Annotated in this window: 7 protein-coding genes and 5 pseudogenes; 1 reads left to right on the forward strand and 11 read right to left on the reverse strand. The window is 59.0% G+C overall.

From position 1 onward, the window contains the following. Nucleotides 1-47: 47 nt before the first annotated feature. A pseudogene (locus P6U16_RS01690) lies at nucleotides 48-1,559 on the reverse strand (ComEC/Rec2 family competence protein); the annotation flags it as partial. After that, entirely contained in the window at nucleotides 1,538-2,536 is a 999-nt protein-coding gene (locus P6U16_RS01695; protein WP_349017700.1) for a DUF4131 domain-containing protein, read from the reverse strand. The pseudogene P6U16_RS01690 and the gene P6U16_RS01695, both read right to left, overlap by 22 nt. Before the next feature lie 311 nt (nucleotides 2,537-2,847). Between P6U16_RS01695 and gltA the strand changes: the two genes are divergently transcribed. Next, nucleotides 2,848-4,137, forward strand: a complete 1,290-nt coding sequence (gene gltA / locus P6U16_RS01700) for a citrate synthase (RefSeq protein ID WP_277702381.1) — start codon at nucleotides 2,848-2,850, stop codon at nucleotides 4,135-4,137. A gap of 58 nt (nucleotides 4,138-4,195) precedes the next feature. Here gltA and lpxB read toward each other — a convergent pair. The 9 genes and pseudogenes from lpxB to P6U16_RS01745 form a co-directional block, all read right to left on the reverse strand. Further along, nucleotides 4,196-5,343: pseudogene (gene lpxB / locus P6U16_RS01705) on the reverse strand (lipid-A-disaccharide synthase); the annotation flags it as partial. Continuing rightward, the gene (lpxI, locus tag P6U16_RS01710) at nucleotides 5,340-6,221 is read right to left on the reverse strand and encodes a UDP-2,3-diacylglucosamine diphosphatase LpxI (protein ID WP_277702382.1); all 882 of its coding nucleotides are present in this window, start codon (nucleotides 6,219-6,221) and stop codon (nucleotides 5,340-5,342) included. The pseudogene lpxB and the gene lpxI, both read right to left, overlap by 4 nt. A gap of 5 nt (nucleotides 6,222-6,226) precedes the next feature. Next, a complete protein-coding gene (gene lpxA / locus P6U16_RS01715; protein ID WP_277703971.1) occupies nucleotides 6,227-7,045 on the reverse strand; it encodes an acyl-ACP--UDP-N-acetylglucosamine O-acyltransferase in 819 nt (272 codons plus the stop codon). Continuing rightward, a complete protein-coding gene (gene fabZ, locus P6U16_RS01720) occupies nucleotides 7,042-7,512 on the reverse strand; it encodes a 3-hydroxyacyl-ACP dehydratase FabZ (protein WP_349017701.1) in 471 nt (156 codons plus the stop codon). The genes lpxA and fabZ overlap by 4 nt, the downstream gene beginning before the upstream one ends. Before the next feature lie 6 nt (nucleotides 7,513-7,518). Next, nucleotides 7,519-8,568, reverse strand: a pseudogene (gene lpxD, locus P6U16_RS01725) (UDP-3-O-(3-hydroxymyristoyl)glucosamine N-acyltransferase); the annotation flags it as partial. A 47-nt stretch (nucleotides 8,569-8,615) separates the two neighbouring features. Continuing rightward, nucleotides 8,616-10,949, reverse strand: a complete 2,334-nt coding sequence (gene bamA, locus P6U16_RS01730; protein ID WP_277702383.1) for an outer membrane protein assembly factor BamA — start codon at nucleotides 10,947-10,949, stop codon at nucleotides 8,616-8,618. Nucleotides 10,950-11,198: 249 nt separating this feature from the next. After that, a pseudogene (rseP, locus tag P6U16_RS01735) lies at nucleotides 11,199-12,331 on the reverse strand (RIP metalloprotease RseP). A gap of 32 nt (nucleotides 12,332-12,363) precedes the next feature. Then, a pseudogene (locus P6U16_RS01740) lies at nucleotides 12,364-13,196 on the reverse strand (phosphatidate cytidylyltransferase). Further along, nucleotides 13,196-13,942, reverse strand: a complete 747-nt coding sequence (locus P6U16_RS01745) for an isoprenyl transferase (RefSeq protein WP_277702384.1) — start codon at nucleotides 13,940-13,942, stop codon at nucleotides 13,196-13,198. Before P6U16_RS01745 ends, P6U16_RS01740 begins: the two are co-directional and overlap by 1 nt. Between the last annotated feature and the right edge of the window lie 30 nt (nucleotides 13,943-13,972).

Raw genomic sequence — 13,972 nt, forward strand, 5'->3', positions numbered from 1 at the left:
GCGGCTTCAGACCTGCGGTTGGGACGCGATTGCCTCGGCTTACGCCCTCACTCAAGCCCCTTCGCTTCGAACGTGCCTGTTCGCCAGTCATACAATCGATGCCGCTCCCAGGCGCGCGCCGAGCCGCCAACCGCCGCGACGATCCGCATCGGTGCATTTACGCCGAAATCCGGGGCCTTCGCATACCCGTAAATCTCCAGAGCGCCGCTGCGGCGGAGGCTTTTGCCACTGATCAGCAAGGCCCCCGTGCGACAGGCTTCAAACCGCAGCATGGCGGGCGTTACGACGATATCGGCCGTATCGCAGCCCGCGCCGACGAACCTTGCATCATCGACTGTAACAATCCGCCACCCCTGCGGTGCAGTCATCGCGCACCATTGCTTCGGCGCACAACTGAATCGTCCCTTCGGGCTTTCGGCCAGCGCCCGAACAATCGACGAGCGGGCCACGGCGATATCGATCGGCGGCTTCGCGGCTCGTCGGTTGGTTTGATCCGAAGGCGCGATCAACGTCGAGGCCGTTTCGGATTTATCCTCCTGAACGAGATCATCGCGCTGCAGCGGTCCCCGCTGATCCGAAAGGCGCAACGCCCGCTGCCATTGCGCGAAGATAAAATCCGGCGGTTTTGCACGATTGACGGATGCGCCCGCCCCTTCTATTGCCGCCACCAGCCGCCCGTCCTCCGAAATGATGAGCGCCGGCATGGCGGTGGGCTGGAACAGTATGAAGGCGACGCCCGCAGCGACAAGAGCCAGACCGCCGGCAAACAGCCAGGTCCGGAAAAGGCAGGCCAGCACGCCGCCCACAGCAATAAGGAGGAACGCACTGTCTGACAGCCGCCCGGTCGTGAGATCGCCCTCCCAGCCGGCGACAATCCGGGCGATTGAAATCATCCATTCGATGCCCTGCCCCATGATCAGCAAGGGATAGCGGTCGAGGCCGAGCGGCATAAGCATCATGGCGATCAAGGCAAAGGGCATGACGAGAATACTGATGACCGGCATCGCCAGAATATTGCCGGCAAGGCCGTAGGCGGCCAGCCGATGAAAGTGCCCGGCAGAATAGATCATCGTCGACAGGCCGCCGATCAACGAACTGAGAAAAAGCCCGCCAAAAAAGCCGGAAACGACCCGCAACCCGGCCGAACCGGGACTGCCGATCGTATTTTCCGCCGGGGTGCGATCACGCCAGCGTGCGTAGCCGGCAACCAGGGCCAGCGTCGCCGCAAACGACATCTGGAAACCGGGCCCGGTAACGGCGGACGGTGTGATGACCAAAATGATGATCGCCGACAGAGCCACATTGCGCAGGCTGATCGAAGGTCGTTCGAAGAACACGGCGACAAGCATGATCGAAATCATGATCCACGAACGGACCGCAGAGACGGCACCGCCGGAGATCAGGATATAGGCAAACACCATGACCAAGGCGCCAGCCGCGGCGATCTTCTTGATCGCAACCCGCTGGGCGAGCCCCGGCAGGAGGCTGAGCAATGTACGGGCGCCAATAAGAAAGGTGCCAGCCGCCAGGACCATATTCAGGCCGGAAATGGCAAGAACATGCGCAAGCCCCGCCCCCGTAGCACTTCGATCGTGTCGCGGCTGATCGCTCTTTCTTCGGCCGTCACGAGAGCCGCGGCAATTGCCCCCGCATCACCGCCAATCGTTGTGCGGATACGCATGCCGATCGCCTCCCGCCAGCGGGCGATTTCTTCCACAAACGGCAACCCAACGGACCAAGTTGCGCCGTCGTTGGCTGCCGTAACGGAATGCGGCGCTCCATAGAAGAAGCCGACAGCGCCGATGCCTTTGAAATAGCTGTCGAAAGCGAAATCGTTCAATCCCGGCAAGGCCGGCCCGGAAGGCGGCGAAAGCCGTGCCCGTCCCTCGATCATCTGGCCTATCGCGATCGGAGCGCCTTGGCTGCGTGACAGAAGACTGACTTTCTCCGGCGGCCGCTTCAGCGTTGGACCAGATGTGTGTACGAGGGCCACGAGATAGCGCCATTGGCCACGGTCGGTGGTCTCCCGGCTTATGACCCTGCCCCGGACCTGTGTCGTGACGGGGGTATCAAGCAGCACGGTATCCAGCCGCTGCGTTTCCACCGCCGACAGCAACATGCCGCCTACAAAACACGCCAACAACCGCGTCGTCTGGCTCCAAAAAGGTCCGGCATGCCGCAAGGCAATTGCAGCCATAGCAAAAATGCACAGCAGCAATGCAAGTTTAATCGGGCCGGGCTGCTCCGCCAGGGAAAACCATACTAGGGCACCACCACCGAGAAACACCGGGATGAAAAGGAAGGCGTGATCATAGGCCTGTTCCTCAGACAATGCGTTGCGGACATTCAGCGTCGCCTTGGACCATAGGGCAAATCTTCTGGTGTCGAGTGATGGCAAAAACTGGTATTGAAAAGTCGAATCTAAAGTCGTTTTCCGATCTTTATCGACAATTCTTGCGTCGGCATGCCGGTACTCTGCGATGGCTCCCAAGGCGCCATCACGCCTGACATTGCCCCCCGACTGCTCCTCATCCATGCCAAGCGCCCAGATGTTTTGATTTTCCTCAGGATGCAACCAAAAATCTAAAAATGCAACCAAGGAGAAAAATGCCTAAAAATAAGGCTCCCTCTCGTCGGTAATGCATGATCGACCCTGTCAGGCTCGCTTAAGGCCATTGGAACTGCGCAGCGAACATGCAATTATTGCGATGCCATATGCTTGTTTTTGCACCGCACAATTTGCCTTTCGTCCAACTTGGCACTTGTGGCTAAATCATATAGCAAAAGAGCAACGTTAATAACTGTGGCATATTTGTGTGCCAGTTTGCTACAAACGGAGGATCACCCATGACAGGAAAAAGCGCAGTCGTAACAGTCGATAACAAGTCGGTCGAGTTACCGGTGCGATCCGGGTCGATCGGTCCGGATGTGGTGGATATCGGCACGCTCTACAAGCAGACCGGGCAATTCACATACGATCCGGGCTTCACATCGACGGCATCGTGTGAATCGAAGATCACCTATATCGACGGCGATGAAGGCATTCTTCTGCATCGCGGCTATCCGATCGAGCAGCTCGCCGAACACGGCGATTTCCTCGAAGTCTGCTACCTGCTGCTCTATGGCGAACTGCCAACGGCCGTGCAGAAGAAGGATTTCGACTACCGCGTCACCCATCACACGATGGTGCACGAACAGATGAGCCGCTTCTTCACCGGCTTCCGCCGCGACGCCCATCCGATGGCCGTCATGTGCGGCTGTGTCGGTGCGCTCTCGGCATTCTACCATGACTCGACCGACATCACCGATCCGCACCAGCGCATGGTCGCCTCGCTGCGGATGATCGCAAAGATGCCGACACTGGCTGCCATGGCCTACAAATACCATATCGGCCAGCCCTTCGTTTATCCGAAGAACGACCTCGATTATGCCTCGAACTTCCTGCGCATGTGCTTTGCCGTGCCCTGCGAAGACTATGTGGTCAATCCAGTGCTGGCCCGCGCCATGGACCGCATCTTCATCCTGCATGCCGATCACGAGCAGAACGCCTCGACCTCGACGGTTCGCCTCGCCGGCTCGTCCGGTGCAAACCCCTTCGCCTGTATCGCTGCCGGCATTGCCTGCCTCTGGGGTCCGGCGCATGGCGGTGCCAACGAAGCCGCGCTCAACATGCTGGCCGAAATCGGCTCGGTCGACCGCATTCCGGAGTTTGTCGCCCGCGCCAAGGACAAGAACGATCCGTTCCGGCTCATGGGCTTTGGTCACCGCGTCTACAAGAACTACGACCCGCGCGCCAAGATCATGCAGAAGACGACGCATGAAGTTCTGGCTGAACTTGGCCATCGCGATGATCCGTTGCTGGAAGTTGCCATGGAACTCGAGCGCATCGCGCTGACGGACAGCTACTTCATCGAGAAGAAGCTCTATCCTAACATCGACTTCTATTCCGGCATTACGCTGAAGGCGCTCGGCTTCCCCACGACCATGTTCACGGTGCTCTTTGCGCTTGCTCGCACCGTCGGCTGGATCGCCCAGTGGAACGAGATGATCGAGGATCCGGAACAGCGTATCGGCCGCCCGCGTCAGCTCTATATCGGCGAGCCGCAGCGCGATTACCTTCCGGTCTCGAAGCGCTAAGGCGTATCCGTTTCAAAGCGAAACCCGGTCGTTTAGTTGCGACCGGGTTTTTTGTGTCCAGCACTTCAAGAACAAGACGAGCCGCTTTCTCTCCCGGCGGTTCTTCAGTTTTCATCCGCTCCCAGACCATGGCGTAGCCCTCGAGCATCGCACGGCGTTGGCTGGTGTCGCTGACAAGCCGCTCCACCCAGCGAGCCAGGTTTCCCGGCTGCACGACCTCGACATATTCCGGTACGACCGGATAGTCGGCGATCAGATTGGGCAGAGCCGCCGTCCAGATGGTAATTTTGTGCGCCATCAGCTTCACGATCCAGTCGACCTTATAGGCCGAGATGGCGGGAATGCCGGCAAGCGCCAGTTCGAGAATGACCGTGCCGGATGCAGCGACGGCGGCGTCAGCTTGAGCAAATGCCTTCGATTTCGCGGCCGCCCCGATGGTGATGTCCGGCTGCAGGACCCAGCCGGATACGATCGAGCGGACCAGTTGCTCCTGCCGCGGCACGGTTGGCAGCAGGAAGCGCATACCAGGATTTCGCGCGGCAAGCAGTTCCATCGTCTTACCGAAAATCGGCAGCAGGCGCTTGATCTCGCTGGATCGCGACCCGGGAAGGATGAGGCATGTGGTCGTGCCATGCGCGTTCGACAGGCGCCGGGCGGCGATCTCGCTGCGTGCCGCGACCAGCGCTGGATCGCCTGCCAGCCGATGACCGACATAGGTGGTCGGGGGCCATCAAGAGCGACCATGGCGGCCGGCTCGAAGGGAAGAACCGCCAGCACGTGATCGACATAAGCGCGCATGCGCGGCGCCCGCTCCGGTTTCCAGGCCCAGACGCTGGGGCAGACATAGTTGACGACAGGCAAATCCGGCAGAGCCTTGCGCACGGCCTTTGCGACACGGTGGGTGAAGTCGGGACTGTCTATGATGACGAGAACATCCGGCTTGGCCGCGATGATTGCAGCCGTGGTCTGGCGAATGCGGCGGATGAGGTTGGGCAGACGGGCCAGCACCTGCGAAATGCCCATGATCGAGAGTTCGGAGTAGTCGAACAACGACTTCAGCCCCTGCGCTTCCAGCGCCTCGCCACCGACGCCGACCAGTTCCAGCGGTTGGTCGAGGCGCTGTCGCAGGGCAGCCACCAGATCGCCGCCAAGAAGATCACCGGAAACTTCGCCTGCGATGACCGCAAGTTTCAGAGCGCCGGTCACCGCCGTATCCTCAGGTTCGCCCGGTCTACACCGATCACGAAGAGGCCTGCCTTGTCGGCGGCGGCAATCAATTCGTCGCGCTCAAGCACCAGCGCCCGACCCGCCTCAACAGCGACACCGGCCAGACCGGCAGCCGCCGCACGGGCGATTGTGGAGGGACCGATCGACGGCAGGTCGGCGCGCACGTCCTGCTGCGGTTTGCAGAGCTTCACCAGCACGCCGCGGCGTCGCGACGAGATGCGTCCATCCGCCTTGAGCCTAGCGACCCGCTCCAGCATGGCATCCGTGCCCTCGGGACCCTCGAGCGCGACAACGCGGCCGCCAACGGCAACGGCGCCCTGCCCGACATCCAGATCGCCGAGTGCGATCGCGGCAGTCTCGGCAATCTCGATATCGGCCAGATCCTCCGCGCCCGGTTCGCGTCCGCCAAGCGGCCCGACGGTTGCCAGGAGTTCCGGCACGATGTCCTGCACGCCGATGACGCGCGCGCCATTGGTCTCGATCAGTTCGATGGCCATTTTCAGGACAGCATCGTCGCCGCCAGACAGAAGCGTGCGCAGCACGCTCGGGACCTTGGCGAGGCTCTTCAGGGTCGGCTTGATATCGCGCCAGTCGGGACGACGGCGCACGGCGCCGGACAGAACGACGCGGCCGATGCCCGCATTCCGGAAAACGGTGCTGATCGCCTTGAAATTGCCGATGCCGAGCGTTGTGTTGTCGAAATCGGACCAGTCGCGATCGGATTCATTGGCAAGCGCGATGATGAAGGGATTTTCGCCGTGTATACGCGCCGCTTCGGCCACATGCAGCGGCAGGAGGCCGCTGCCGGCGATGATCGCCAGCCGGTCTTTGATATCGGGCCGGCTGTCTGGGATCATCGACCTCAGCCCTTGCTGCCCCGTGTCGGCGACGACAGAGCGCGCTCGCTTTCCGCGGCGATGAAATCCAGGATTTCCATGGCCGGCGGGCAATCGGCATAGTCGCTATGGATGGCGGCGGCATTGGCGCGAACGGATTCGGGGCCTTCAAAAATCTGCTTGTAGGCGCGCCGTACGGCGTGAATCGTCGGCTTGTCGATACCTGCACGGCTCATGCCGACGACATTCAGCCCGCCCAAAAGGCCCGGATTGCCGTTCAGCATGCCATAGGGGATGACATCGTAGGCCACCGCTGAAAGACCGCCGATGAACGCCTGACGGCCGATGCGAGTAAACTGGTGCACGGCCGAACCGCCGCCGAGAATGGCGCGGTCACCGACCGTCACATGGCCGGCCAGCATGACATTGTTCGAGAGGATGATATTATTTCCGAGACGGCAATCATGCGCCACATGAGCATAGGCAAGGAACAGGCAGTTGTCGCCGACGACAGTCGTTCCGCCATGTTCGACCGTGCCGGTGTTCATGGTGACGCCTTCGCGGATCGTGCATTTTTCACCGATCACCAGCGTCGTATCAACAGCGCTGTGATGCACGCTCTGGGAATCGCCACCGATGACGGCGGACGGAAAGATGCGGCTGCCCTTGCCGACGGTCGTGCGGCCGAGAACGACGACGTGGCTCAGAAGTTCGACGTCATCGTGCAGCGTGACTTTCGGACCGACATGGCAGAAGGGTCCGATCGTTACGTTTTCACCGATCACCGCCCCGTCTTCGATCACGGAAAGCGGGTGGATCCTTGCACTGGCGGAAATCATGTTCAGGCATCTTCCTTGGCTATAATCATCGCGCCGATATCAGCTTCCGCGACAAGTTGCCCGTCAACTTTTGCATCACAGTGAAATTTCCAGATATTGCCGCGCTGCTTCTGCTTGACGACGTGATACTCGACGCGGTCGCCCGGGACCACAGGCTTGCGGAAACGCGCATTGTCGATGGTCATGAAATAGACCAGATTGCTGCCGTCGCCGGTCTTGCGCGCACAGATCGCTCCGGCTGTCTGGGCCATGCCTTCAATGAGAAGGACACCCGGCATGATCGGCTGTTCGGGGAAATGACCGGTGAAATGCGGCTCGTTCGCCGTAACGTTCTTGATACCGATCGCGGAATTGTCGCCGTCGATCTCGATGATCTTGTCGACGAGCAGGAACGGATAACGATGGGGAAGCAGTTTCAAGATTTCCCTGATATCGGCCGTACCGAGAACGGCGGTCGCTGCTTCACTCATCATTGCCTCCCGTTTTTTCTGTCTGCTGTGGGCTCGCGCCGCAATTTCTGCCATGTCGCGCAGAAAATCACGCATTGGCCGTGCCGGTATGCCGCCATAACGCTCGCCTGCCGGTACATCCGACGCGACGCCGCTCATTGCCGCGATCTGCGCGCGATCACCGATGGTGATGTGCCCGTTGATTGCCGCAGCACCACCGATCAGGACACCGTCACCGATGCGCGTGCTACCGGCAATGCCGACCTGGGCCGCAATGCCGCAATGCCTGCCGACACGGACGTTGTGACCAAGCTGCACCATATTGTCGATCTTCGTGCCTTCGCCGACGACCGTGTCGTCCATGGCGCCGCGGTCTATGGTGGTATTGGCGCCGATTTCGACCCTGTCCTGCAGGATGACCCGGCCGATCTGCACGATTTTGATCATTCCACCCTTCGGGCCCGGCGCATTGCCAAAACCGTCCTGCCCGATCCGCGCACCCGGATGAATGATGACCTCATTGCCAACAAGCGCGTAAAGCACGCTGGCCCCGGCTGAAATCGTGCAATCCCGCCCGATCCGCACGCCGGGTCCGATAACTGCACCAGCGGCAATCCGCGTACCCGTGCCGATCTGGGCGCCAGCACCGACAACTGCCGTTGCCTCGATCTCGACATCATCCTCGATCTGCGCAGACGGATCGACGAACGCTGCTGGTGATATACCGCCCGGCCCTGAAAGGTTCTGCACAGGGCGCATCCCCTGCGGATGCAGGATAGCACCCGCGACGGCAAAGGCCGTGTGCGCATGCGCGGTCAATAGAACGGGAATATGTGGGGGAACGATGGAAGCGATCGCCTTGTCACAGACGATCGCAGCGGCCTGGCAGGTCTCCAGTTCGGTGCGGTTCTTGCGGGACAACATATAGCATATGTTGTCTTCCTTGGCCCTGTACACCGGAGAGACCGACCGGATGATCCGGTCAGCCTTTGTGTGGTCTACAAGCGTTGCACCGATCTGATCCGCCAGAACATCCAGGCGGATCCCATCATGGGGCGGGAAGAACCAGTTGTGTTCCATGGCCAATGCTCCAGAACAGTTTGGCAGGCAGTTCTGGACTGCGACGATTAGAACGACGACGAGATACCGAACTTCAGGTTCTGCACGCGGTCGAAGTCTTCCTTGGCAATCGGGAACGCATAGTCCACGCGCAGCGGACCGAATGGCGAGGCCCAGAGCAGACCAAGACCGACCGACGCACGCAGCGAAGAATCAGTGCCACGGAGACCATCTGCACCCGTCACATCGACCTTATTGCCATAGAGCGTACCGGCATCGACGAAGAAGGCACCACGGAAGCCACTGTCACGCGGAATGCCCGGCAGCGGGAAGGTCGTTTCGGCTGATGCCGTAAAGTAGGTCGTGCCGCCGATCGAGTCGCCGTTTGCAGCCCGCGGACCGATACCGTTGCGCTCGAAGCCGCGAATGTCGTTGCCGCTCAACTGGAACTGGTCGAAGACTTCCAACGATCCGGACGTCTTCATCAGGTGACCTGCGCTACCGGAAATCGATGCAATGATATCGGCGTCGTCGCTCAACGTGTAATAGGCCTTGGCCTTGCCGGTGATCTTGTAGAAATCCGAAGTCCCACCCAAGCCTGCAAATTCGTGGGTAACCGAGGCAATGATACCTTCATGCGGCGCGACCGCGTCATCCAGCGAATTGTAGTTGATGACCTGCGAGATCGAAGAACGGGTCCACGGCGATTCGTTGACCACTCGCTGGTACGGGCTCGACAGCGCGGCGACATTGCCACTGCGGTAGTCATATTCTGAGTAGTTGTAACGGAACGTCGTCGAAATGCGCTCCGTGATCGGCGCCGTCACACGCAGGCTGAAGCCCTGCTCGTCATAGCTATAGTTATCATCGTCGAAATCATTCTCGTTCTTGAACACATCGAAACCAGCGGCCAGACGATAGCCAAGGAAGTAAGGCTCAGTGAACGAAACGTTGTATGTGCGGCTTTCATCACCACGACCGGCAGCCAGACGAATGTACTGACCGCGACCGAGAAAGTTCTTCTCTTCGATCGACGCTTCCAGGAGGAAGCCGCCGCCACTGCCGGCAGAATAGCCAGCACCGACACCGAACGAACCAGTCGACTGATCCTGCACGTCGACGACGATGACCACGCGATCAGCAGCCGTGCCCGGCGCCGTTGTGATATTGACGGCCGAGAAATAGCCCAGCGCATCAAGGCGACGCTTGGCGCGCGCAATCATTTCCTGGTTGAAGGCATCGCCTTCGCTGAGGTCGAATTCGCGGCGGATAACATAGTCACGCGTGCGTGTGTTGCCGCGGATTTCGATGCGCTCGACATAGGCGCGCTCACCCTGATCGACCAGATAATCTACGGCGATCGTGCGATTGTCGAAGTTGCGATTGCCGCGTGGCGTGACGCGAGCGAAGGGATAACCTTCCGCAGCCACCCGCTTGGAGATTTCCGAGATGCTTTCCTGAACGTCCTTGGCCTTGTAGACAGACCCTTCGCTGGTCTGAACCAGACCCTTGAGTTGCTCAGCATCCACACCTTCAACCGTCGATTCAACGTTGACTGGACCGAAGTCGTAGCGTTCGCCCTCTTCAACGGTGATCGTTACCGTGTATTCGTTGGTCGATTCATCCAGGACTGCATCCGAAGAAACGACGCGGAAATCGGCATATCCGCGATTATAGTAGAACTGGCGCAGCAACTCTTCATCGGCACGCAGCTTGTCTTCGTTGTAGACATCCTTGCGGCTCAGGAAAGAAAACAGGCCCGACTGCTTGGTCGCAATCACCGCCTGCAACCGACCGTCGCCATAGGCGTTGTTGCCGACAAAATTGATCTGGCTGATCTTCGTCCGCGATCCCTCGTTGATGACGAAGGCGAGATTGACACGACCTTCGGCAATCGGAACCACCTGGGTCGTCACCGTGACATCCTCGCGACCGATCCCGGCATAGGCCTGCCGGATTGCCTGGATGTCGGACTCAACGGTTGCTTCGCTGTAAGGACCCAGCGGCTGCGTGCGAACCACCTCCTGAAGCTTGCTGTCCTTGAGCTTCCGGTTGCCGTTGAAGACAACCTGGTTGACCAACTGGTTCTCGCCGACGGACACAACGAGCGTGCCACCGGAGACATTGATGCTGACGTCGGAGAAATAGCCGGTCGCGTAAAGGCGCTTAACCGAGGAATCGATGTCGGAATTGCTAAAGCTTTTGCCGGGCGTGATTGTAATGTTGGCACGAACCGTTTCTGGGCTGACACGCGTCGCACCGCGAACCTCGACACGACTGATAACGGCAGCCTCTGCGACAGATGCACTAGCAAGCGTTACGATGCCTGTACCCGTTGCGACAATTCCAGCAGACAGCGCAACCGCCGATACCGCGTTCAAAAACTTTGAACCAGCTTTCATAAATCTTACCTTTTTCCCAACGTCTCGTGACGAACCCGTACCGACTCCGGCCACGTTTGCCGTTTTAACTGCTTTTCCCATACAAGCAAGGTCGCTCGTTAATTTCTGTTTACTTCAATTCAAACCGTGTCCTAACGGCCACTACAGAATTGATTTATCGTAAACAATTCCTTTCAACCCAAACCATTGAAAACCAATGAGACTGACGTGTGCCCAAGCAAGTCAACTCCCGGCATCAAGGCCTGCGACCTAGCCGATCAGCATACTGATATCGTTCCAGGTGGCAAACACCATCAGCATCAGAACCATCGCAAATCCGATACGGAAAGCGATGTCCTGGGCTCCCGGCCCTACCGGTTTTCCTCGCACGGCCTCAACCGCATAAAACATCAAGTGCCCGCCATCAAGTACCGGGACCGGCATTAAATTGAGAAGTCCAATGGAAACCGACAACACGGCTGCCAGTTGCAGAACAGCGGCAACGCCGAGCGTGGCCATCTGCCCGGAGGCTTGCGCCACGCGGATCGGTCCGCCCAGCTGATCGGCCTTCATTCGGCCGGTGACGAGATTGGCGAGATAGTTGAACGTTCCGGTGACGATGTGCCAGCTCTCGACAGCACCCTGCCCGACAGCCTCCAGAGGACCATAGGTTTGGAGCCGGAAATTCCCGGTTTCCTGATTGGTCACGATCCCGATAATGCCGAGTTCCATCTTGTTTCCGAACTGGTCGGTAATTTCGGTGCGTTGCGGCACCATCGGCAATTCGAGGAACTCGCCCTTGCGCTCGATGCGGATGGTGATCGGTGTCTCAGGGCGAATGCTGACATAACGGCGCACATCGTCGAATGTCTTCACGGCATTGCCATCGATCGAGAGAAGCAAATCCCCCGCAAGGACACCAGCCTTCTGCGCGGCACTGTCGGTCTTCACTTCGGCGACGATCGGATCGGCGACGGACTTGCCGTAAATTGAAAAAGAACTGCAAAGATCGCGATTGCCAGGATGAAATTTGCAATCGGCCCGGCAGCGACGGTCGCGGCTCTTTTCCAGAGTTTGGCGCCGAGAAACGTGCGGTCGCGCTCTTCCGGGGAAAAATTTTCGAGACGGGTATAGTCCGGAATACTTGCGGCGTCCTCGTCCCCAAAGAATTTGACATAACCGCCAAGGGGAATGGAGCAGAGTTTCCAGCGCGTGCCGTGACGATCGGTAAAGCCGACAATTTCCGGACCGAAGCCGACAGCGAAAACGAGAACGCGAATTCCAGACCATCGACCCACGAGATAGTGACCCATTTCGTGCACGAAAACGAGCAATGTCAGCACCAAAAGGAATGGCACGATATAGCCCAGAACGAATTGCACCGCATCGGCCAGGAAAGTCATTCGAATACCCCGTTCATGTCGTCAGTCGGCCGTTAAAGGCCCAGCAGGATTGCCCCTGTCGATGCTGTCTGCGCACCGGCGAACAGCACCTGCATCAAAGCAAGCAGAAGTGCTGCAAAACAGGCAAAAACAAGGCCGTCAACCCGATCCATGACGCCGCCATGGCCAGGAATGAGTTTGCTTGAGTCCTTGGCGCCGAATCTGCGCTTTACATAGGATTCGAAGAGATCGCCGACCTGGCTTGCAACTGACAACAAGAGGGCGAGCACCGGTAGGCGGAAATCGTCCAGAGAAAACTGGCTCAGCACAAGCGCGACCCCTGCAACAACCCCAAAAAGGCTCCGCCAACGGCGCCAGACCAGGTTTTCCCGGGCGAAATTAGCGGCGCAAGCTTTGGTCCGCCAATGGCGCGGCCAGTGAAATAGGCCAGGATATCGGTTGCCCATACCACGGCGAAGATGAACAGCATCGCGATCAGGCCGACCGAATCGTCACCGCGGATGGAAGACAGCGAAATGCCGGTGAGCCCGGCATAGACAATGCCACCCGGCTGCCAGAAGCCGCCCTTTCGAACCAGAACCCAAAGCACCGATATGATTGTGAAACCCGCCAGAACCGGAATGGTCAGACCGACATCTCCGAAGAGAATGAGGCCCGCCACAACAAGTTGCGAGAGCCATCCAAAGGCGTTTGCTTGAAAATCACTCTCAGCAAGACGCGTCATGGTCGACCACTCATAATAGACGAGCAGGGCGATAGCGACCGACAGGAGCTGGAACACCAGCCCGCCAGCCCATGTCGCAAACAGGACGACGCCGGCCATCACGATGCCAGACAGAATGCGTAGTTTGAGCTCCTTTTGCATCAGGAGCCAACCGCAAGCGTCTGAGGTTGGGAGAGGCCCCCGAAGCGGCGCTCCCTGCGCCCATATTTTTCCAGTGCAGCCAAGAATACCTCCCGGGTAAAATCCGGCCAGAGCTCAGACACGAAAATCAACTCCGCATAGGCAGCCTGCCACAGGAGAAAATTGGACAGCCGTTCTTCGCCGCTCGTGCGAAGTATCAGGTCGGGGTCCGGAATGCCCGCCGTATCCATCCTGCTCGAGATTGTTTCCGAGGTAATCTGCTCGGGAGCAAGTCGTCCCTGTGCCACATCGAGCGCCAAGGACTGCATGGCCCGAGTCATCTCATCTCGGGAGCCGTAATTGAAGGCAATGACCAGTGTTACCCCCGTATTGCCGCGCGTCGTGTCTTCCGCCTCGAGCAGAAGCGGCAGGACATCGCCTCTTAGATTCTTCCTGTCGCCGATCACCCGGACACGAACGTTCTGGGTATGAAGTTCTGCAAGATCACGTCGGATAAAGGCTTTCAGTAAGCCCATCAAATCGGAAACTTCCGCCTCAGGACGCCTCCAGTTCTCTGATGAAAACGCAAAAAGCGTCAGGTAACGAATTCCGATCTCGCCTGCCGTTCGCACGGCCTCGCGCACAGCCTCGACACCCTTTCGATGACCCATGGTTCGCGGCAGCCCCCGCGAATTGGCCCAGCGACCGTTGCCATCCATGATGATGGCAACATGCTCGGGGACGTTTGCTGCAGTGAATTTTGACATCGGTGACCCGAAAAACAGAGATTCGATAGG

This window comes from Rhizobium sp. 32-5/1, assembly GCF_029537235.1.
GTDB lineage: Bacteria > Pseudomonadota > Alphaproteobacteria > Rhizobiales > Rhizobiaceae > Pararhizobium.

Excerpts from the sequence above, each read along its gene's own strand:
- P6U16_RS01695 (WP_349017700.1), bottom strand. The coding sequence starts at position 2,536 with ATGGATGAGGAGCAGTCGGGGGGCAATGTCAGGCGTGATGGCGCCTTG.
- gltA (WP_277702381.1), top strand. The coding sequence starts at position 2,848 with ATGACAGGAAAAAGCGCAGTCGTAACAGTCGATAACAAGTCGGTCGAG.
- lpxI (WP_277702382.1), bottom strand. The coding sequence starts at position 6,221 with ATGATCCCAGACAGCCGGCCCGATATCAAAGACCGGCTGGCGATCATC.
- fabZ (WP_349017701.1), bottom strand. The coding sequence starts at position 7,512 with ATGATGAGTGAAGCAGCGACCGCCGTTCTCGGTACGGCCGATATCAGG.
- bamA (WP_277702383.1), bottom strand. The coding sequence starts at position 10,949 with ATGAAAGCTGGTTCAAAGTTTTTGAACGCGGTATCGGCGGTTGCGCTG.
- P6U16_RS01745 (WP_277702384.1), bottom strand. The coding sequence starts at position 13,942 with ATGTCAAAATTCACTGCAGCAAACGTCCCCGAGCATGTTGCCATCATC.